14 protein-coding genes are annotated in these 21,447 nt (G+C 72.8%); 8 read left to right on the top strand and 6 right to left on the bottom strand.

The features are described from left to right. The first annotated feature begins 298 nt into the window (after positions 1-298). Positions 299-1,222, top strand: coding sequence for a hypothetical protein (locus tag ACZ63J_RS30345; RefSeq protein ID WP_465401246.1), 924 nt, complete (start codon positions 299-301; stop codon positions 1,220-1,222). A gap of 10 nt (positions 1,223-1,232) precedes the next feature. Here ACZ63J_RS30345 and ACZ63J_RS30340 read toward each other — a convergent pair whose 3' ends face one another. Beyond that, positions 1,233-4,196: a helix-turn-helix transcriptional regulator gene (locus ACZ63J_RS30340; RefSeq protein WP_465401245.1), complete on the bottom strand. Its 2,964-nt coding sequence runs from the start codon at positions 4,194-4,196 to the stop codon at positions 1,233-1,235. Positions 4,197-4,271: 75 nt separating this feature from the next. Here ACZ63J_RS30340 and ACZ63J_RS30335 point away from each other — a divergent pair, with 75 nt between their 5' ends. After that, complete coding sequence (locus ACZ63J_RS30335) at positions 4,272-4,568, top strand: nuclear transport factor 2 family protein (RefSeq protein ID WP_465340736.1); 297 nt, start codon at positions 4,272-4,274, stop codon at positions 4,566-4,568. On the opposite strand, the gene ACZ63J_RS30330 is transcribed toward ACZ63J_RS30335, so the two are convergent. Beyond that, positions 4,563-6,197, bottom strand: coding sequence for an acyl-CoA synthetase (locus ACZ63J_RS30330; protein ID WP_465401244.1), 1,635 nt, complete (start codon positions 6,195-6,197; stop codon positions 4,563-4,565). The two genes, ACZ63J_RS30335 and ACZ63J_RS30330, sit on opposite strands and share 6 nt — an antisense overlap. 152 nt (positions 6,198-6,349) lie before the next feature. Between ACZ63J_RS30330 and ACZ63J_RS30325 the strand changes: the two genes are divergently transcribed. Then, positions 6,350-8,041 carry a bifunctional 3'-5' exonuclease/DNA polymerase gene (locus ACZ63J_RS30325; protein ID WP_465401243.1) on the top strand — a complete coding sequence of 564 codons (1,692 nt, stop codon included), beginning with the start codon at positions 6,350-6,352 and terminating at the stop codon, positions 8,039-8,041. 26 nt (positions 8,042-8,067) lie between these two features. Next, entirely contained in the window at positions 8,068-8,817 is a 750-nt protein-coding gene (locus tag ACZ63J_RS30320; RefSeq protein ID WP_465401242.1) for a maleylpyruvate isomerase family mycothiol-dependent enzyme, read from the top strand. On the opposite strand, the gene hrpA is transcribed toward ACZ63J_RS30320, so the two are convergent. From hrpA to ACZ63J_RS30300, 4 genes are all read right to left on the bottom strand, one after another. Beyond that, positions 8,814-12,695 carry an ATP-dependent RNA helicase HrpA gene (hrpA, locus tag ACZ63J_RS30315; RefSeq protein ID WP_465401241.1) on the bottom strand — a complete coding sequence of 1,294 codons (3,882 nt, stop codon included), beginning with the start codon at positions 12,693-12,695 and terminating at the stop codon, positions 8,814-8,816. The two genes, ACZ63J_RS30320 and hrpA, sit on opposite strands and share 4 nt — an antisense overlap. Before the next feature lie 81 nt (positions 12,696-12,776). Beyond that, positions 12,777-13,940 carry a lactate 2-monooxygenase gene (locus ACZ63J_RS30310; protein ID WP_465401240.1) on the bottom strand — a complete coding sequence of 388 codons (1,164 nt, stop codon included), beginning with the start codon at positions 13,938-13,940 and terminating at the stop codon, positions 12,777-12,779. Positions 13,941-13,969: 29 nt separating this feature from the next. After that, complete coding sequence (locus ACZ63J_RS30305) at positions 13,970-14,560, bottom strand: GNAT family N-acetyltransferase (protein WP_465401239.1); 591 nt, start codon at positions 14,558-14,560, stop codon at positions 13,970-13,972. After that, on the bottom strand, positions 14,557-16,023 hold the full coding sequence (locus ACZ63J_RS30300) for an APC family permease (protein ID WP_465401238.1): 1,467 nt from the start codon (positions 16,021-16,023) through the stop codon (positions 14,557-14,559). The genes ACZ63J_RS30305 and ACZ63J_RS30300 overlap by 4 nt, the downstream gene beginning before the upstream one ends. 172 nt (positions 16,024-16,195) lie before the next feature. Between ACZ63J_RS30300 and ACZ63J_RS30295 the strand changes: the two genes are divergently transcribed. The 4 genes from ACZ63J_RS30295 (at position 16,196) to ACZ63J_RS30280 (ending at position 21,280) form a co-directional block, all read left to right on the top strand. Continuing rightward, entirely contained in the window at positions 16,196-16,837 is a 642-nt protein-coding gene (locus ACZ63J_RS30295) for a GOLPH3/VPS74 family protein (protein WP_465401237.1), read from the top strand. 49 nt (positions 16,838-16,886) lie between these two features. Beyond that, entirely contained in the window at positions 16,887-18,047 is a 1,161-nt protein-coding gene (locus ACZ63J_RS30290; RefSeq protein ID WP_465401236.1) for a saccharopine dehydrogenase family protein, read from the top strand. 124 nt (positions 18,048-18,171) lie between these two features. Then, positions 18,172-20,268, top strand: a complete 2,097-nt coding sequence (locus tag ACZ63J_RS30285) for a M4 family metallopeptidase (protein WP_465401235.1) — start codon at positions 18,172-18,174, stop codon at positions 20,266-20,268. 79 nt (positions 20,269-20,347) lie between these two features. Then, the gene (locus ACZ63J_RS30280; protein WP_465401234.1) at positions 20,348-21,280 is read left to right on the top strand and encodes a hypothetical protein; all 933 of its coding nucleotides are present in this window, start codon (positions 20,348-20,350) and stop codon (positions 21,278-21,280) included. The last annotated feature ends 167 nt before the right edge of the window (positions 21,281-21,447 follow it).

The following is a 21,447-nucleotide window of genomic DNA, read 5'->3' as shown; positions in this document are numbered from 1 at the left end:
CGGTCGCACAACGCGGCCGGGTGAGCCGGAGCCGTTGTCCACGGCTTCTTCGCCGGCGCCCGGATGGGCCGTGAGGGGGAGGCGGTGCCACCGGCGCAGGCAAGGTCATACAAGCGCGTCCGCCCAGGCCGGGGCAATGGTTCACAGTTGCCAGTACTAGCCCGTTCGGCCGGGTGGCCGCGCGTCCCCGGTCATCGGCAACCCGGGCGAAGAGGGACGCGGTCGACCGGGTGAATCCTGCTAACGTGCTCCGTGTCGGGGATCGTCGGGGGACGGCACGGGGCGGGTCGGATCAGCAATGGCGGGCAGCACGGCCGGTGACGGCCACGAAGGTGGGCGCACCGCGTTCGCCACCCAGCTGCGCGCGGCCATCGCCACCAGCGGGCTGTCGCTCGACCGGATCCAGGCGCGGCTGCGGGCCCGCGGGGTGGTCGTCAGTGTCACCGCCCTCAGCTACTGGCAGTCCGGCAAGCGGCAGCCGGAGCGGCAGAGCTCGCTCTCGGCGGTGCGCACGCTCGAAGAGATCCTCGACGTCCCCGCCGGCGCCCTGCTCGGGCTGCTGCCGCCGCCGCGGCCGCGCGGCGGCGCCGGGAAGCGCCCGGCCGAGCCGATGGCGTTCCCGCGTGAGGTGCTGCAGCCGCTGCTGGACAAGGTCGGCGCGCCGGACGCGCTCGAGCACCAGCACCCGCTGAAGCTGGTCGGGCTGCACGACCTGTGCGAGATCGCCGCGGACGGCGGCCAGCGCGCGGTCACCGCGCGGGCGGTGTTCCAGGCCGCGGCGGACGGTCAGGACCGCTGGCTGCTCGTCTACACCCAGGACGACCCGGCGGCCGGCCCGCCGGAGCTGCACGCCGTGCGCAACTGCCGCGTCGGGCGCGCGGAGGTCGACGAGGCGCACGGCCTGATCGTCGCCGAACTGCTCTTCGGCCAGCCGATCGACCGGGGTGAGACGCACCTGATCGAGTACACGCTGACCAACAGCGGGCCGCCGTACCCGGAGTGCCGCAACACGCACTACCGCGAGTTCCGGCGGCCGGTGCGGGAGTACCTGCTGGAGGTCCGGTTCGCGCCGGGCACCGCGCCCGAGCGCTGCTGGCAGTACTCCCGCAACGGCTCGACCGGCTCCCTCAGCCGCCGCCCGCTGAAGCTCGACGGCGGGGACGGCGTGCACGCGGTGGCCCTGGACTTCGGCCCCGGCGTCTTCGGTATCGACTGGGACTGAGCGCCCGCCGTCAGCTCAGGTGGGGTGCGGCGACCGTGGCGAGCTCGGTGCGGTTCGCGATGCCCAGCTTGGCGTAGACGTGCGCGAGGTGCGTCTTCACCGTGCCGCGGCTCATGAACAGGCGCCCGGCGATCTCGGGGTTGCTGCAGCCCGTCGCGGCGAGCTTCACGACTTCCAGTTCGGTCGGCGTCAGGCTGCCCCAGCCACTCGACGGGCGGCCGCGCGCACCCCGTGTCCGGCGCACGAACGCGACGACGTCGTCGAGACTCATCGGCGCCTCTTCCGTCGCGAGCCCGAGCCCGGTGAGCTCGGCCTGCTCCCCCGCCCGACGCGGGAAACCCAGCTCGGCCCGGGCCCGGTCCGCCGACACGAGCACTCGGGCGGCGTCTCCCGGTCGTCCGGTGCGGGCGAGGAGGACGGTGAGCGCGTCCAGACTCGCCAGGACACCCAGCCGGAGGCCGTGGTCGAGGCGCAGCGTCAACGCCTCGTGGTGCAGCTCCGCGGCCTGCTCCGGCTCGGCCAGGTGCCCCTGCTGGTCGAGCGCGTCGGCCAGGGACGACGGCAGCGACCACCGGCGCGTCAGCTCGACGGCGGTGGCCAGCACCTCCGCCGCTTCTTCGGTGCGGCCCAGCGCGCGCAGCAAGGCGCCGCGCTCGGCCAGTCCCTGCGACGCCATGTACGTCCCCGGCACGGCTTCGCGCTCGAACCAGCGCGCGGCCTCCTCGTGGTCGCCGCGACGCCAGTGCAGCTCCCCCATCACCTGCGCCATGCCGGGCACAAAAACGTCACCGGCAGTCTCGAGCAACCGCAGAAACGGCTCCATCACACGGAATCCGGCCTCGTCGTCACCGGCGAAGCAGTGCACCAGCGCGAGCCGGCTCAGCGTGGTGTTGACGCGGTGGAAGTCCCCGAGCGGCGCGGCCACCGCCACCGCCTCCTCGGCGAGCTCCCGTGCCCGCGGCAGGTCCGCCGCGGCGAGCGCGATGCCGGACCGGACACTCAGGACGGTCGAGCCGAGCCCGCGGTCACCCCGGCGAAGCAGTCCTTCGGCCGCTTCGGCGAGCAGGGGCGCGGCTTCGCCGTGACGGCCGCGCGCGAACTGGATGATTCCTCGCAGCATCAACGCACTGTCGCGCGCGAAGCCGTCTTCGGCGGCTTCGGCCACCTTCTCCGCTTCGACAGCGAGATCCTCAGCGGCGCCGAAGTCGGAGTAGAGGTGACCGAGCGCGGTGAGCGAAAGGCAACGAGCGCGAAGGCTCGCTTCGCCGAGTTCGGTGGCGAGTTCCAGGCCTTGCCGCGCGGCTTCGAGGTCGAACGGCGCCGTGGTGTCGGCGACCAGGCCCATCCCGGTGAACAGCCGCGCCTGCAACGGCGACCGCTCGTCCGGGTGCCTCGCCACCGCGCGCTTCAGGTAGGCCAGGCCCTCGTGCCCCCGGCCCCGCAGGTTCCACAGCCACGCGACGGCGGCGGCGAGCCGGCGGCCGCGGCCGGGATCTTCCCGCGTCAGCCCCCATTCCAGGGCCGCGCGCAGGTTGTCGCGCTCGGGTTCCACCCGGGCCCGCCAGGCGTCCTTGTCCCGGTCCAGATCGGGCTCGGCGGCCTCGGCGAGCGCGAGGTAGTGGTCCAGGTGGCGCTCGCGGACGGCGTCGGCCTCGCCCGCCTCGGCGAGGCGGACCGCCGCGTACTCGCGCAACGTCTCCAGCAGCCGGTACCGCCCGTCCTCGGCGACCACGAGGGACTTGTCCACCAGCCGGCCCAGCGCGGGCAGCTCGGCCGGGCCGCCGGCCGCGTCCAGGGTGAACCCGCCGGCGAACACCGCGAGCCGCCGGAACACCGCGCGGTCGCCGTCATCGAGCTGGTCGTGGCTCCACGCGATCGAGGCTTCGAGCGTCCGCTGCCGCTCCGGGACGCCGCGCGGGCCGCGGGTGAGCAGGGCGAACCGGTCGCCGAGCCCGGCGTCGATCTGGTGCGGGGTAAGGGTTCCCAGCCACGCGGCGGCGAGCTCGACGGCCAGCGGGATGCCGTCGAGCCGGGTGCAGACCGACCGGACGGCGACCGCGCTCGAAGTGTCCAAAGTGAACAGGGGACGCACCGCGCCCGCGCGTTCGACGAACAGCGCGACGGCCTCCTCGACGGCCAGCGGCGGCACCCGCCACACCGTCTCCCCCGGCACGCCGAGCGGCTCCCGGCTGGTCGTCAGCAGCGCGACCTCGGGACAGGACCGGAGCAGTTCGACGGCGACGTCCGCGACGCCGTCGAGGGCCTGCTCGCAGTTGTCGAGGCAGAGCAGCACCCGCCGGTCGCGCAGCTCGGTCACGACCGACCGCGCGGCGCCCGCGTGCGGCTCCACCGGCACCCCGAGTGTGGCGGCGACCAGCTCGGCGACGGCGTCCCGTCCGGTGACGGTGTCCAGCTCGACCCACCACACGCCGTCCGGCCACCGGGACGCGGCCGCGGCGGCGACCTGCGCGGCCAGCCGCGTCTTGCCGCTGCCGCCCGGACCGGCCAGCGTGACGAGCCCGCCGCCGGCCAGCCGCCGCCGGACGTCCGCGGTCTCGGCCGCGCGCCCGACGAACCCGGTCAGCTGCACCGGCAGGTTGTTCGGCACGGCGTCGAGCGAACGCAGCGGCGTGGGTGTCCCGCCGAGCTGGAAGATCCGCTCGGGCGCGGTGAGGTCGGCCAGCCGGTGCACCCCGAGGTCGTGCAGGGTGACGGCCTCCTCGAACGCCGCCGCGGCGCGCGCCGAGACGAGCGTCCGGCCGTCGGCCAGCTCGCGCAGCAGCTCACAGCGCCGGACGGCGGGCCCGGTGGGCGTGCCGTCTTCGCGGACCAGCGCTTCGCCGGTGTGCAGGGCGGCCGGCCCCTCGGTCACCGCCGCGAGCGCCTCTTCGGGCGTCGAGAAGGCGAGCGGGGGCGCGTCGCCGGCGCACAGGATGGTCACCGTGCCGGCGGGGAGGAGGTTCGGTTCGGTCATGGCCCGGCCAGTCTGCCAGCGGATCTCGGCCAGGTGGCAGATGTCCCGGAAAGCCGCGGCTGCGACCTTCGGAACGTGGACACCTTCGAAGAGCTGCTGGCCCGCTGGCGCGACGCCGAGGCCCGCGGTGACCCCGGCGCGCTGGCGTCCCTGCTGGCCGACGGCTTCCGCGGGGACGGCCCGGCCGGCGTGGTGCTCGACCGGGACACCTGGCCGGCCCACGCCCCGGCGGGCGCGTTCCGGTGGAGCCGCCTGCAGGTGACCCCGACGGTCGGCGTCGCGACCGGACGCCGCGACGGCGCCGCGTGCACTGTCGTCGCTGAGCGCCGCGAGGGACGCTGGCGGATCGTCAACGTCCAGCGCGGCTCATGACAGCTTGGTGCGCAGCACCTTCCCGGTCGCGTTGCGCGGCAGCTCGTCCAGGAACTCGACGTCGCGCGGCACCTTGTAGCGCGCGAGGTTCGCCTTGACGTACTCGCGGACCGTGTCGACGTCGAGGTCGGAGCCCTCGGCCCGCACCACGAACGCCTTGAGCCGCTGGCCGAACTCCGGGTCGTCGATGCCGACCACCGCCGCCTCGAGCACGTCCTCGCGCTCGACCAGCAGGTTCTCCACCTCGATGGGGAACACGTTCTCGCCGCCGGAGACGATCATCTCGTCGTCGCGGCCGTCGATGAACAGCAGGCCGTCTTCGTCGAAGTGGCCGACGTCGCCGCTGGAGAGCAGGCCGTCGATGATCTCCTTGTGGCGGCCGTCGGTGTACCCGCCGAAGCTGAGGCCGCTGCCGACGAACACCCGCCCGGTCACGTTCGGCTCGGTGACGCGGCCGCCGTTCTGGTCGTAGAGCGCCACCTTGCAGCCGACCGGCGCGCGGCCGACCGTGCCCGGCGCCTTCGCCCAGTCCGCCGGCGTCGCGACGGTGGCCACGGCGACCTCGGTCGAGCCGTAGAGGTTGTGCACGACCGGGCCGAACGCCTCGTTCGCGCGGTTGCCGAGGTCCGGCGACAGCGCCGAGCCGGCGACGAAGATGATCCGCAGCGACGACGTGTCGTACTTCTCGCGGACCTCCTTCGGGAGATCGACGATGCGCTGCAGCATCGTCGGCACCAGGACCAGCGCGGTGCAGCGGTGCTCGGCGACCCCGCGCAACGTCTCTTCCGGGCTGAACTTGCGGCGCATCACGACCTTCGAGCCGAGCGCGAAGGACAGGATGAACTGCGACAGCCCGGTGCCGTGGAACAGCGGCGCGCCCATGTACGTCGCTTCGTTGGAACGCAGCGGGATTCGGTCGAGGAACTGCGCCGAGGCCAGCGCCGAGGTGTGCGGCCGCGGCGCGCCCTTCGGGGTGCCGGTGGTGCCGCTGGTCAGCAGCACAAAACCCCCCGGTTTGGCCGGCGCGGGCCACGGCCGGTCGTCGGTGCTGGCGATGATCTCGGACAGCACCGGCACGGCCCGGTCGCTCAGGTCGCTGTCGGCGTCGACCCAGGCGAGGTAGCGGTCGACGTCCGCCGGGATGGCGTCGAGCAGGCCGGTGAACTCCTGGTCGTATACCAGCGCGGTGACACCTTCGCGCTTGGCGACGTCGGCCAGCTGCGGCTTCGCGAAGCCGGTGTTCATCAGCAGCAGGCGGACGCCGAGCTTGCCGGACGCGGCCATCGTGAGCACCAGGCCGCGGTGGTCGCGGCAGAGCGCGGCGACGACCTGGCCGGGCTTGATGCCGCGCTGCGACCAGGCCCTGGCCAGCGCGTTCGACTGGTCGTCGAGCTGCTTGTAGGTGAGCGGGCCGAGCTCGTCGACGATGCCGACGGCGGTCGGGTCGCGGCGCGCGGAGATGTGGTTGGCGCCGGCGAACGGCCCGAACTTCCGGAGCGCGACCAGGGAGCGGACCCCTTCGTCGAGTCTGGGGAAGGGAACGAGGCCGGCACGGCGCATGACGTCGACGCTGCGGGCCGTCTCGGCCACCTTGTCCGCCACTTGCGTGGCGAGCGCGACCAGACTCATCCAGGCACCTCCGTTGCTGCGGGAAGAGAGCCCATGCCGACGGCCAGGCGTACCGGCGGTATGGGGGCTACTGGAGAGTAAACCAAGCCCGCCGGGAACGCACCAGCCGCGACGGCTCCGAAACTGTCGGTGGTGGTCGGCACAATGTCTTCGTGCAGGTGATCGCCGGGCGGGAGGAGGACGGGAGCTTCACCGTGCGCTCGCCGTCCTCGACGGTGGACGGCCTGGACGAGGCCGGGTTCGCCGAGGTGGCCCGGGAGCTGGAGGCGTCGCTGCGGCCGCGCTGGGTGTTCCCGTCGGCGGAGCTGCTGTACCCGGTGCTGGTCGCGGCCGGGGTGCGGGTGCAGCGCTGTTACGACGTCGCGCTGGCGGAGGGGCTGCTGCTGGCGTACGAGGGGCGGGAGAGCGAGTCGCGGAGCCTGCTCGCGGCCTGGGCCAGGGCGAACGGCGAGGAGGCGCCGGTCGACTCGGTGGCCGTCGAGCTGGCGCAGCCGACGCTGTTCGACACGCGGGCTCCGACGCTGCCCGAGGGCGTGACGGTCGTCACGGCGGTCCAGCGGGTGCTCGCGGAACAGGACCGGCGGGTCGCCGCGGCCGAGCACCCGGAGCGGCTGCGGCTGCTGCTGGCCGCGGAGTCGGCGAGCGCGCTGGCCGCGGTGGAGATGTCGGCCGACGGCCTGCCGTGGCGGGCCGACCTGCACGAGGAGCTCCTGGTGTCGCGCCTGGGCCCGCGGGTGCGCCCCGGCGAGCGGCCGAAGGCGCTGGTGGAGCTGGCGGCGAAGATCAGCGAGGCGTTCGGCGGGCGGCCGGTCAACCCGGACTCGCCGCCGAGTGTCGTGCGGGCGCTGGCGCGCGCCGGGATCGAGGTGCCGTCGGCGCGGAAGTACTTCCTGAAGGGCGTCGACCACCCCGCGGTCGGGCCGTTGCTGGAGTACAAGGAGCTTTCGCGGCTGTACACGGCGAACGGCTGGGCGTGGCTCGACGAGTGGGTCGCCGACGGCCGGTTCCGCCCGCACTACGTCGTCGGCGGGGTGGTGTCCGGGCGCTGGGCGAGCCGGGGCGGCGGGGCGCTGCAGATCCCGAAGGTGCTGCGGACGTGCGTGCGCGCGGACCCGGGCTGGAAGCTGGTGGTCGCCGACGCGGCGCAGCTGGAGCCCCGGGTGCTGACGGCGTTGTCGGGCGACCGGCGCCTCGCCGACGTCGCGGCGGCGACGGACCTGTACGCCCGCCTGGGCGAGGCGCTGTTCTCCGGCGCCCGCTGGGTGCCGTTGTCCCCGGACGACGACCGCGACGACCGGGCGCGGGCCAAGATCGCGATGCTGTCGGCGATGTACGGCGGCACGTCCGGCGAGGCGGGGCCGTTGCTGGGGCTGCTGCGGCAGCGGTTCCCGGACGCGGTCGCGTACGTGGAGCACGCGGCCCAGGCGGGCGAGCGCGGCGAACGCGTCCGGTCACGGCTGGGCCGGACGTCCCCGGCGCCGTCGGCGGCGTGGCGCGAGCTGACCGGCGGGCTGGCCTCGGACGAGGCGGCGGAGCTGAAGGCCCGCCGGGCGTCCCGCGGCTGGGGCCGGTTCACGCGCAACTTCGTCGTCCAGGCGAGCGCGGCCGACATGACGGCGGTGCTGCTCGCGACGTTGCGGCAGCGCCTCCCGGCCCCGGCCCACCTGGTGTTCTTCCAGCACGACGAGGTCATCGTGCACACCCCGGCCGAGCTGGCCACCGAGGTGACCGAGTCCATTGTGGACAGCGTGACGGAGGCGGCGCGAATGTTGTTCGGCCCGGCGTGCCCGGTCCGGTTTCCGCTGCACATCGCCCCGGTCGACACCTACGCCGACGCGAAGTGAGCCGCTTTTCGGTACTCTCGGCAGAGATGATCGACTACGGGCTCGACCTTTCCGCGGTGGACCGTGACCTGGCGCTGCCCGGCCTGGTGGCCGAGGGCGACGAGCTGGACAAGCTCGTCTCGGCAGAGCCCGACTGGACCCGCCCCACGCCGGCGGCGGGCTGGACGATCGCCCACCAGATCGCCCACCTCGCAGCGGCCGACGCGAACCTGCTGATCGCCCTCCGGACTCCGGAGGCTTTCGACGAAGTCCCGAAGGACGCGGACGTCGACGCCGCCGAGGGCGCGGCCCAGCCTCGTGCGGCGCTGCTGGAGTCCTGGCGGGCCGGCCGGGCGGAGGTGGCGGCCGCGCTGCGAGACGTGCCGTTGGAGAAGGCGTTCCCCTGGTTCGGTTCCCAGGCAACGGCGAGGCTGATGGTGCCGCTGCGGCTGATGGAGACGTGGGCGCACGGACAGGACATCTTCGACACGCTGGGCGTCCCGCACCGGCCGTCCGAGCGCCTGCGGGATGTGGCATCCCTCGGCGTGGAGGGGCGGACGTTGTCGTTTTACGCCGCCCAACTGCCTCTTCCGGGGGAGCCGTTCCGCGTCGAGCTGACCGGGCCTGGTGGTGAGTCCTGGGCGTGGGGGCCGGAGGATGCTGCGCAACGGGTCCGGGGTAGTGCGGTGGATTTCTGTTTGAGGGTTACTCACCGCCGTGCGCTGGCTGACACCGGCCTCACTGCGGTGGGCGATGATGCGGCGAAGTGGCTGGAAATCGCCCGGGTTTTCCTCTAGGCCAAAGCGTCGTCAATCGCCTTCGTGATCCGCTTCACCGACACCGGACGAGCCGTCCCCAAAGTCTGCGCGAAGAACGAAACCCGCAGCTCCTCGATCATCCACCGCACCTCACGCAACGCCGGCGAAGACGTCCCCGGCGGCAGCGAAGCCACCGCGTCCGAGTACTCCGCCGTCACCCACGCGACGTCCGCCGTGCGCTGCAGATCGCGGGTCGGCTCGGAAACCAGCTTCTCCAACCGGCGCGAAATCCCCTGCAGATACCGCACCACGTTCCGCAACCGCGACGCACCCGTCGCCGTCACGAAGCCCGGATACACCAAGCCGGCCAACTGAGCTCGGATGTCCGCCAGGGACTCCGCCGGCCCGCGTGTCGACGGCAACGCCACCTCGACGTCGTTCGCCGCGCGGAGGATCTTCTCCACGTCCGTCAGCACCGCCAGGACCTCCGGGTGCAGGCCCGCCCGGACCTTCTCCAGCAGCACCTTGAACCCGGTCTCGTCGAACACCGGGCCGCCGCCGGCCGTCATCAGCGCGTCCACCGCGCAGTCGACGCAGTCCTCGAGCAACGCCGCCACGCTGCCGTGCGGGTTCCTGTTCAGGACCAGCTTCGACGAGTTGGACAGCGACCGCGTGATGAACTTCATCGGCGAGTTCAGGTTGAGCCGCAGCATCCGCCGCGTGCCCGCCCACATCGCGTGCTCCTGCTGCGCCGGGGTGTCCAGCAGCCGCACCGCCACCGACGCGCCTTCGTCCACCAGTGCCGGGTACGCCTTGACGTCGTGGCCGCGCTGCGTCGACTCGAACACCCGGGGCAGCGCGCCGAACGACGGCTTGGTCAGCCCGGCCTTCTCCAGCGTGTTGGCCGCCTTCGAAATCGTCGCCCGGACCTTCGGGGCCAGCTGCCGCTGCAAGGCCGCAACGTCCTTGCCCTCGGCCACGCGCTTGCCGCGCTCGTCCACCACCCGGAACGTCATCTTCAGGTGCTCCGGCACCGAAGAAAGGTCCCAGTCCGCGTAAGGCACCGTCACCCCACGCAACGCGCGCAGCTCGCGGCCCAGCACCTCCAGCAGCGGACCGTCCGAAGGGGACACTCGCGAAAGGACGTCCCGGGCCGTGTCGGGCGCCGGGACGAAGTTGCGCCGCACCGCCTTCGGCAACGACTTGATCAGCTGCGTGACCAGCTCGGCGCGCAGCCCCGGCACCTGCCAGTCGAAGCCGTCCTCGGTGACCTGGTTCAGCACCGGCAGCGGGACGTGCACCGTGACGCCGTCCGCGTCCGCGCCCGGCTCGAACTGGTAGGTCAGCGGGAAGACCTGCGTGCCCTGCGTCCACGAGTCCGGGTAGTCCCCCTCGCGGACGCCGCCCGCGGACTCGTTGATGAGCATGGACTTCTCGAACGACAGCAGGTCGGGGTCCGTGTGGCGCGTCTTCTTCCACCACGTGTCGAAGTGGCGCACCGAAACCACGTCCGCCGGCACGCGGGCGTCGTAGAACTCGTACAGCGTCTGGTCGTCGACGAGGATGTCGCGCCGCCGCGCCCGGTTCTCGAGGTCCTCGACCTCTTCCAGCAGCGCGCGGTTCTCGGCGAAGAAGTGGTGCCGTGTCTGCCAGTCACCCTCGACGAGCGCGTGCCGGATGAACAGCGCGCGCGCCATTTCGGGGTCGATCCGCCCGTAGTTGACGCGGCGGTCGGCGATCAGCGGGACGCCGTAGAGCGTCACCCGCTCCGTCGCCATCACCGCGCCCTGCTTGCGTTCCCAGTGCGGCTCCGAGTAGTTCCGCTTGACGACGTGCCCCGCCAGCGGCTCGACCCACTCGGGTTCGATCCGGGCGTTCACCCGTGCCCACAGCCGTGACGTCTCGACGAGCTCGGCCGACATCACGAACCGCGGCTGCTTCTTGAACAGCGCCGACCCCGGGAAGATGCCGAACCGGGCGCCGCGCGCGCCCAGGTAGTCACCCTTCGCCGGGTCCTTGAGCCCGATGTGCGAGAGCAGCCCGGCGATCAGCGACGTGTGCACGCGCTGCGGGTCGGCCGGGGTCGTGTTCAGCGAGATGCCCAGCGGCTTGGCCAGCTGACGCAGCTGGCTGAAGATGTCCTGCCACTCGCGCAGCCGCAGGTAGTTGAGGTACTCGGTGCGGCACATCCGGCGGAACTGGTTGCCGGACAACGCCTTCTGCTGCTCCGAGACGTACTCCCAGAGGTTCAGGTAGGCCAGGAAGTCCGACGTCGGGTCGGCGAAGCGCGCGTGCTGCTGGTCGGCCGCCTGCTGCTTCTCCGCCGGCCGTTCGCGCGGGTCCTGGATGGACAGTGCCGCGGCGATGATCATCACCTCGCGGACACACCCGTTGCGCGCGGCCTCCAGCACCATCCGGCCCATCCGCGGGTCGACGGGCAGCTGCGCGAGCTTGCGGCCGGTGTCGGTGAGCCGCCGGTCGGACGAGCTGACGCTGTCGAACGCGCCCAGCTCCTGCAGCAGCCCGACCCCGTCGGCGACCTGACGGCGGTCCGGCGGCTCGACGAACGGGAACGCCGCGATGTCGCCCAGCCCCAGCGACGTCATCTGCAGGATGACCGACGCGAGGTTGGTCCGCAGGATCTCCGGGTCGGTGAACTCCGGCCGCGCCTCGAAGTCCTCTTCGGAGTAGAGCCGGATGCAGATGCCGTCCGACGTCCGGCCGCAGCGGCCCTTGCGCTGGTTCGCCGACGCCTGCGACACCGGTTCGATCGGCAGCCGCTGCACCTTGGTGCGGTGGCTGTAGCGCGAGATGCGCGCGGTGCCCGGGTCGACGACGTACTTGATGCCCGGCACGGTCAGCGACGTCTCGGCGACGTTGGTCGCGAGCACCACCCGGCGTCCGGTGTGCTGCTGGAACACCCGGTGCTGGTCGGCCGCGGACAGGCGCGCGTAGAGCGGGAGGACCTCGGTGTTGCGCAGGTTCGCGCGGTTGAGCACGTCGGCGGTGTCGCGGATCTCGCGTTCGCCGGAGAGGAACACCAGGACGTCGCCCGGGCCCTCGGCGCACAGCTCCTCGACGGCTTCGAGGATGCCCTGCGTCTGGTCGCGCTCGTCGTCCCCTTCGGGGTCGTCCGGGTCGACGAGCGGCCGGTAGCGCGTCTCGACCGGGTAGGTCCGGCCGGAGACCTCGACGATCGGCGCGTCGTCGAAGTGCTTCGAGAACCGCTCCGGGTCGATGGTCGCCGAGGTGATGATCACCTTGAGGTCGGGACGCCGCGGCAGCAGCTGCTTGAGGTAGCCGAGGATGAAGTCGATGTTGAGGCTGCGCTCGTGGGCCTCGTCGATGATCAGCGTGTCGTACTGGCGCAGCGAGCGGTCGGTCTGGATCTCGGCCAGCAGGATGCCGTCGGTCATCAGCTTGACCAGGGTGTCCTGCCCGGACTGGTCGGTGAACCGCACCTTGTAGCCGACGGTGTCACCCAGCTCGGTCTTCAGCTCGCTCGCGATCCGGTCGGCGACCGTGCGGGCGGCGAGGCGCCGCGGCTGCGTGTGCCCGATCTGGCCGCGGATGCCGCGGCCGAGCTCGAGGCAGATCTTCGGCAGCTGGGTGGTCTTGCCCGAGCCGGTCTCCCCCGCGACGATCACGACCTGGTGCGCGGCGATCGCGGCGCCGATCTCGTCCTTGAGCTTGCTGACCGGCAGCTCTTCGGGGTACTCGATCTTGGGCACGCTTTCGCGGCGCGACTGGATGCGCAGCTCGGCCTTGTCGACGTCGGCGGAGATCTGCGCGAGGGCGGCGTCACGATCGCGCGCCTTGCGGGCGCCGTCGAGCCGCCGGCGCAGCCGCTGCTCGTCGCGCGGCATCAGCTCGGGCAGGCGCGCACGCAGCGCTTCGAGGGGGGATGGCGTGGACATACTTGGACCAAGGATAGCCGTGGGTGACGACGCGGGCCTCCGAATATCCCCGCCGCGTGACCGGGCCCACCGCCCGGCGGGTCAGGTGCGCTGGAGGGAGTCCGGGCCCAGGTCGGCCAGGGTGCGGTGACCGGACAGCCCCATCGTGAGGTCGAAGTCGGCCAGGAGGCTCCGCAGCACGTGGCGGACGCCGTCTTCGCCCGCGTGGGCCAGGCCGTACACCCACGGGCGCCCCACCAGCACCGCCCGGGCGCCGAGGGCCACCGCCTTGAGCACGTCCGCTCCCGTGCGGACGCCCGAGTCGAACAGCACCTCCAGCCGGTCGCCGACCGCCGCGACGATGCCCGGCAGCATCTCCAGGGCGCCGACCGCGCCGTCGACCTGGCGGCCGCCGTGGTTGGACACCACGATCCCGTCCATGCCGGCCTCGGCCGCGCGGCGCGCGTCGGCGACGTGCTGGATGCCCTTCAGCACGATCGGGCCGTCCCAGTGCTCCCGCAGGAACGGCAGCTGGTCCCACGTCCGGTCGGTGCCGGTGATCATCCCGATCCAGCGCAGGATCGCCGTGCCGCGGTCCTCCTCCGGCGTCTTCTCCAGCTGCGAGAGGAACACCGGGTCGGTGAACGGCACGGCCAGCCCCTCTCCCTGCAGGAACGGCAGGTACGACTGGTCCAGATCGGACGGTCGCCAGGCCAGCGTCCACGTGTCGAGCGTGACGACCAGCGCCGTGAAGCCGGCCTTCTTCGCCCGGGCCAGCAGGCTCGCGCAGACGTCCGGGTCGCCGGGCCAGTACAGCTGGAACCAGCGCGGGCCGTCGCCGTTGGCCGCGGCGACGTCCTCGATGCCGGTCGACGACGCCGTGGACAGCGTGAACGGCACGCCGACCGAAGCTGCGGCGCGGGCGGTCGCCGACTCCGCGTCCGGGTGGACGATCGACTGGACGCCGACGGGCGCGACGGCCACCGGGGCGGCCAGGCGGGTGCCGAGCACCGTGGTGGAGAGGTCGCGGTCGGTGGCGCCGGTCAGCATCCGCGGCACGATGCGCCAGCGGTCGAACGCCTCGCGGTTCGCGCGCGCGGTCGCGCCGGAGCCGGCCGAGCCGGCGACGTAGGAGAACGGGCCGGGCGCCATGACCTCGCGGGCCGACGCTTCGAGCTTCGTCGCGTCGGTCGAGCACGGCGGCAGCACCCCACCGAGACCCTGCAGGTAGAGCTCGTTCTGGTAGCTGCCGAAGCGTTCGGTCACGTCTGCCTCCTCGCGTTCGAGTCGGGACTTTACCCGCCGGTAACGACTCGGGCCGGGGCACGCCGCATCGGCTGCACCGGCGGGCCGCCGGGCGGGGTGAACGCGGGGCCGTGGTCGCGGAACCCGAGCCGCCGGTAGAGTCGCGCGCTGTCCGGCGAGCTGGCCTCCAGGTAGGTGGACACCCCGTCGGCGTCGTACCGGGCGAGGCCGTGGCTGACCAGCCGCGCGCCGAGGCCTTCGCGCTGCCGGGCGGGCCGGACGCCGATGAACTGCGCGTGCCAGTGCGGTTCCGGCGGCTCGCGCTCGGCCATCAGGCCGAGGAGCACGCCCAGCCGTTCGAGCTCCGCCGGCTCGAGCCCGGCGACCGGGCCGTCGTCGGAGTCCTCGCCGGCCCGCGGTGTCCAGATCACCGCCGCCGAGTGGTCGTCGGTCACGTCGACGCTGCCCGCCGCGAACCCGATGCCGAGCAGCTCGCGGAAGAACGCCGGGTGCGCGCCGGTGCGGCGGCGCTCGTCGCCGGGGAACACCCAGCGGCTGAGCGGGTCGTCCTGGAACGCCTCGACCAGGATCCCGAGCACGGTGTCCAGTTCGGACGGTGTGGCGGCCCGTACCCGCGTCACCGCGCCGTCACCAGGTCTTCGTCCTCCCGCAGCGGGCCGCCGATCCCCGCGTAGACCTCCGGACGCCGGGTGCGCAGCGCCTCGGCCCGCAGGAATCCGGCGAGGCCGGCCAGCACGAGCAGGCCCGGCAGCCCCCACCGCAGCCACGGGATCGCGCCGGCCGGGCCGAGCAGGACGTCGAAGTTGACGATGATCAGCACCAGGACCGCGGTCAGCGTCACGGCCGCGAGCGCCGGCGCGCCCACGCGCCGCCACCACGTCTCGCGCCCGGGGTGGCGGCGGAAGAACCCGATGACCGACAGCGAAACCGCGATCATGATGATCGTGACGCCGGTCGACGCGGTGACACCGGTCCAGGTGAACAGGTCGGTGAACGGGTCCCGGCCGGCCAGCGCGAACACCGAGACGACGACCAGCGCGATCGTGGTCTGGACCAGCGAGCCGCCGATCGGCGCGCCGGTGCGCTTGCTCGTGCGGCTGAAGCCCTCGGGCAGGAGCCCTTCCCGGCCGAGCGCGAAGAAGTACCGCGCGACGGCGTTGTGGAAGCTCAGCAGCGCGGCGCACTGGCTGGTCATGAACAGCACGTACGCCACGTCGGCGAACACCGTGCCGACGTGCTGCGCGCCGAGCCCGAACAGCAGGCCGGGCCCTTCCGCCGCGGCCCGCTCGACGATGTGGTCCGGACCGGTCGCGACGGCCATCGCGAGCGACGACGCGATGTACAGCACCGCGGTCAGGCCGATCGCGATGAACGTCGCGCGCCCGACGGTCCGGCGGGGGTCGCGGCACTCCTCGCCGTAGGTCGCGGCGCCCTCGAAGCCGGTGAAAACCGCGATGGAGAAGGCAAAAACGGCGCCGACACCCGCGGTGAACAGGCTCGACGGCGAGAGCGGCGCCAGCGACACCGACCCGCCCGCCGGGTGGCCGAGCAACGCGACGTCGACGACCACGAGCACGGCGACCTCGAGCCCGAGCGCAACACCGAGGACCTTCGCGTTGAGGTCGATCCGCAGCACCCCGCCCGCGCCGACGACGAGCACCATCAGCAGCGCTACCGGCCACCACGGCACGCTCAGCCCGAAGACCGTGTCGAGCCACGTGGACACGGAAAGGCCGAACAGGCCGTAGACGCCGACCTGGATCGAGCTGTAGGCGAGCACGGTGACGTACGAGACGGCGGTGCCGGCGGAGCGCCCGATCCCGTGCGCCACATAGGGGTAGAACGCGCCGGCGTTGGTGATGTACCGGCTCATCGCGGCGTACCCGACGGCGAACAGCGCGAGCACCGGGGCCAGCAGGACGAACGACAGCGGGACGCCGACGCTGCCCGTCACCGCGTACGTCGCCGAGACGCCGCCGGCGATCGCGTACAGCGGACCGGCCGCCGCGACGACGAAAAAGACGATCTGGGCGGCGCCGAGCCGCCTGCTGCCGAGGCCGCGCCCCGGCGTGTGGGTACCCATGGACCTTTCCCCCGTGCCGTTCGTGATCTTGGCGGCGCCCCAGAGTAGGGGGTCCCACCCGGGTGACGGTACGTCCGTTCGGGGGTAACCGTGATGGCACTGAAAGCCCGCCGATGCCGCACCGCTATCTTCGACACCATCACCACGATCGCCCAGGGGGCCCATTTCCGTCATGCGCCGGCTCACCTTGGTCGATTCGTTCTTCTTCCTCGGGCACGACGAGTTCACCGGCCGCCCGGTGCTCAGCCGGACGTCGCTGGGTATCGGGCTGGCCGGCGCGGTGTTGTGCGACCTGCTGTTCACCGAGCGGATCACGGTCGAAGACCGGAAGGTCCGCCCGATCGCCGAACGGCCGCCGGGCATTCCGACCCTCGACCGGGTGTTTTCCGAAATCGTTTCGGAAACGGCGGCGCACAGCGTGCGCGAGTGGGTCGGGCACCTGCGGGAGGAACTGCCGGAGACCACCGCCGGCAACCTGGTGGCGCTCGGCCTGGTCCGCCGGGCCCCCGACCGGGTGTTCCTGCGCCGGACGCACCGCTACCCGCCCGCGGACCTGCTCGTCTCGACGACGGCGCGGCACAAGGCGCGGGCCGCGGTGTTCGGCGTCGACCGGCCCGACCCGCATTCGACGTGCCTGGCGCTGCTCGCGTGGACCGCGGGTGTCGACGACCTGTGCGAGCCGGAGCTCGGCCGGGCGCAGGTCCGGGCCTGGATGGCCGACACGCACGAGGGCCTGCCGCGGCGCATCTCCGACGTGATCAGCGGGGTGGCGGCGGTGGCCGCGGCGGTCGTCTACACCGGCGACCGGAAGTGACTCACGGGTAACCTGAGCGCGTCCGCCGAAACCGGCCCCTGGAGGAGACATGCGCGCGTACGACGTGGTCCTGTTCGGCGCCACCGGGTTCACCGGCGGGCTGACCGCCGAGTACCTCGCCCGGCACGCGCCCGCGGACCTGCGCTGGGCCCTCGCCGGACGCAACCTCGGCAAGCTCGAGGCCGTCCGCGCGCGGCTCGCCGAGGCCGACGACCGGTTCGCCGCGCTCGACCTGCTCGTCGCCGACTCGGGTGAACCCGCCTCGCTGCGCGCCGTCGCCGAGGCTGCGAAGGTCGTGATCACGACCGTCGGCCCGTACCTCACCCAGGGCGAGCCGCTGGTGGCGGCCTGCGCGGAGGCGGGCACCGACTACGTCGACCTGACCGGCGAAGCCGAGTTCGTCGACCTGATGTACCTGAGGCACGACCGCCGCGCCCGCGAAACCGGGGCGCGGCTGGTGCACGCGTGCGGGTTCGACTCGATCCCGCACGACCTCGGCGCCTGGTTCACCGTGCGGCAGCTGCCCGAAGGCGTGCCGCTGCACGTCGACGGCTACGTGCGCGCGAGCGGGATGCCCTCGGGCGGCACGCTGCTCAGCGCGTTGACCATCATGTCCCGGCTGCCGGCCGGCGCCCGGGTGGCCCGCGAGCGCGCGGCGGCCGAGCCGCGCCCCGCCGGCCGGTTCGCGCACGCCCCGCTCGGCCGCCCGCACCGGGTCGCCGAGGCTGGCTGGTGGGCGGTGCCGCTGCCGACGATCGACCCCGAGGTCGTCCGCCGGTCGGCGGCCGCGTCCGAGCGGTACGGGCCGGACTTCACCTACCGGCACTTCGCCGCCGTCAAGCACCTGCCGGTGCTGGCGGGCGGGGTCGCGGGCGCGGGCGCGCTGTTCGCCGCCGCGCAGGTCCCGCCGGCCCGGCGGGCGCTCTCCCGGCTGATGGCCCCCGGCAACGGCCCCAGTCCCGAACGCCGCGCCCGCTCGTGGTTTTCGGTCCGGTTCGTCGGCGAAGGCGGCGGCTCGCGGGTGGTGACGGAGGTGTCCGGCGGCGACCCGGGGTACGACGAAACGGCGAAGATGCTCGCGGAATCGGCCCTCTGCCTGGCGACCGACGAACTGCCGGAAACGGCGGGCCAGGTGACCACGGCGACGGCGATGGGGGACGCCCTGATCGACCGGCTCACCAAAGCCGGAATGCGGTTCGCGACGCTCTGACTTTCACGCTTTCACAGCGCCGAGCGTGAAATTCCGGTGCTGTGATGAATCTTCTGCCGCTCCTGGGCCGCGTTTAGCGTCGATCGGGTTCTCCCTTCCCCATCGCGTTTTCGCAAGGAGCGTCATGAGAGTGCCCCAACGGTTCGCCGCGCTCGGCGGAGCGACGGCGGCGGGCATGGTCGTGGTCGGCATCGCCGTCGCCGCGCCCGCGCAGCCCACGCCCACCCCGCCGCCGTCCGCCGCGCAGGCCCAGGCCAACGCCACGAGCGCGGCGGCGAGCCTCGTCAACGCCCGGCCCGCCGCCCTGTTCGCCGGCGCGCACGACAAGTTCGTCCAGCGCGACGTGCGTTCGGCGGCCGGCCTGTCCTACGTCGTCTACGACCGCACCTACGACGGCCTGCCCGTGGTCGGCGGTGACCTGGTCATCGCCACCGACGCCACCGGCGCCGTCAAGACCACGTCCGTCGCGCAGCAGCAGCCGCTCGGCGACCTCGACGTCCGCGGCGCGAAGCTCACCGCCGCGCAAGCGGAAGCCGTGGCGCGCAAGCAGGTCCGCGGGCCGAAGAGCCTGCCCGGCGGGAAGCTCGTCGTGGTCGCCGACGGCAGCGGGCGCCTGGCGTACGAGAGCAACGTCGAAGGCACCGACGAACACGGGGAGCCGAGCAGCCTGAGCGTCTACGTCGACGCCGTGGACGGGCGCGTGCTGCGCAGCGTCCAGCACGTCGCCGCGGGCACCGGGACCGGCAAGTGGAACGGGCCGTCGCCGCTGGCCCTGAACACCACGAAGTCCGGCAGCACGTACTCGATGGCCGACCCGAACACGCCCAACCTCGACTGCCGCAACTACAGCAGCGACACCGTCCTCACCGGACCGGACGACAGCTGGGGCAACGGCACCGGCACGAACATCGAGACCGGCTGCGCGGACGCGCTGTTCGTCGCGCAGACCGAGAAGAAGATGCTCTCGGAGTGGGTGGGCCGCAACGGCTTCACCGGCAACGGCGGCGCGTGGAAGATCCGCGTCGGCCTCGACGACGAGAACGCGTACTACTACAACTCCCGCCCGGCCTACGTGAACCTCGGGCACAACCCGAGCGGAGAGTGGGTCGGCTCGCTCGACATCCTCGGGCACGAGATGGGCCACGGCGTCGACGACTACTCCGGCTCCGGCGGCTTCTCCGGCGGCGGCACGCAGGAGTTCATCGCCGACACCTTCGGCACCGCGACGGAGTTCTACGCGAACGAGCCGTCGCAGTACGACCCGCCGGACTACGCGATCGGCGAAGAGGTCAACCTGGTCGGCACCGGCGCGATCCGCTACATGTACGACCCGTCGAAGGTCGGCGACCCGAGCTGCTACTCCAGCTCGACGCCGAACGCCGAGGTGCACAAGGCGGCCGGGCCCGGCGACCACTGGTTCTACCTGCTGGCCGAGGGCAGCAACCCGACGAACGGCCAGCCGACCAGCTCGACGTGCAACAACAGCACGGTCGCCGGCCTCGGCATCCGCAAGGCGATCAACATCATGCACGGCGCCGTGCAGCTGAAGACGTCCGGCAGTAACTACCTCCGCTACCGCACCTGGACGCTGCAGGCGGCGAAGAACCTGTACCCGAACAGCTGCGCCGAGTTCGACGCCGTGAAGGCGGCGTGGAACGCGGTGAGCGTCCCGGCGCAGTCCGGCGACCCGACGTGCACCGGCACGCCGCCGACCACCACGACTCCGCCGACGACCACCCCGCCCACGACCACCACGCCTCCCCCGGGCGGGTGCAGTGGCCAGCTGGTCCAGAACCCGGGCTTCGAGTCCGGCAAGGCGTCGTGGACCGACCCGAACACGACGATCGGCCAGTGGGGCACCCAGGCGCCGGCGCGCTCGGGCAGCTACGACTCGTGGCTCGGCGGCTGGGGTTCGGCGCACACGGACACGCTCTCGCAGGCGGTCACCATCCCCGCCGGCTGCCGGGCGAGCCTGACGTTCTGGCTGCGCGTCTGGACGGCCGAGACCGAGAACGTCGTCTACGACAAGCTGGTCGTGTCTGCCGGTTCGACGACGCTGGCGACGTACTCGAACCTCGACCGGAACTCGGCGTACGCGCAGAAGACGCTCGACCTGTCTTCCTACGCGGGCCAGACGATCACGCTGAAGTTCGCCGGGACGGAGGACCAGTCGCTGCAGACGTCGTTCGCCGTGGACGACACGGCGGTCACGCTCGGCTGATCCCCCCGACGAGGCCTGCCCCCTACTTTGGTGGCAGGCCTCGTTGCGCCGGCTGCGTCCGGTATTCATGCTTACGCGGATGGAAGCGTTCCCCGAGGATGACACCGCGGTTGCCGACGCGGTCCGGGAAGGACCGTTCGAGGTGGCCTTCGACCTGGCGATCCGGCACCGCGGGCTGAGCCTGGAGGCCCTGCAGCGGCGGATGGCCACCCACGGCGCCCAGGTCAGCCTGGCGACGCTGAGCTACTGGCGCCGCGGCCGGCGGCACCCGGAGGGCCACCGCTCGCTGCACGCGGTGGGCGTCGCGGAAGGCTGCCTGGGCCTGCCCGCCGAGACGCTGACCCGGCTCGTCGCGCGGCCGCGGGTGCGCGCCGCCCCGCGGTGGCCCGGCGGGATCGGCCTGGCCAGCGCGCTCGGTTCGGAGCCGACGGAGCTGGCCTCCTGCGACGGCATCGACCTCGACGGCAACTCCCGGCTCGCACTGGCTTCGGTGCACCAGCGGGCGGTGCTGGGCCCGGACCGCACCGAACGCTCGGTGCACACGGAGCTGGTGGTGACCAGCCGCGAAGACAGCGTCGACCGCTGGGTGTCGTTCTTCCGCCCCCAGTCCGGGGGCGGCCACCGGCCGGTGCTGCGCTCGGCGCGCTGCTGCCGCCCGGGCCGCGTGCGCCGGGACGCGGCGTCCGAGCTGGTCGCGCTCGAGCTGCGGTTCGACTACCCGCTGCGCGCGGGCGAGACGTACGTGTTCGACTTCGAGTTCGGCTACGACGGCGCCCCGCCCGAGACGAGCTTCCTCCAGTTCGGCATCCGCGCCCCGGCCCGGCAGCTGGTGCTGCAGGCGTGCTTCGACCCGGCGGCGGTGCCGGCCCGCTGCTACCGCTACCACCAGCCGCGGGACGGCGGCGCGGCCGGGAGCGAGCCGGAGCTGCCGGTGGGGCCGAGCCTGACCGGGCACGTCGCGGTGCTGGACGCCCAGCCGGGGGTGTACGGCATGAGCTGGGAGTGGGACTGAACGCGGCGGTCACGGCACCCGGCGATCCCTGACCTGCCCCGAAACCCGCGCCACATAAGCCGCACGAGCCGCCGGATCCAACTCCCGCAACGCACGATCATCCCCGACCAGCCGCCGGGCCAACGCCATGACAGGCTCCGGGGTCACCGCGGCGAGCAAGTCCCAGC

This window comes from Amycolatopsis sp. NPDC104863 (genome assembly GCF_055582965.1).
The sequence above is the reverse complement of the archived record's forward strand: the minus strand, read 5'-3'. Positions and strand labels throughout refer to the sequence as shown.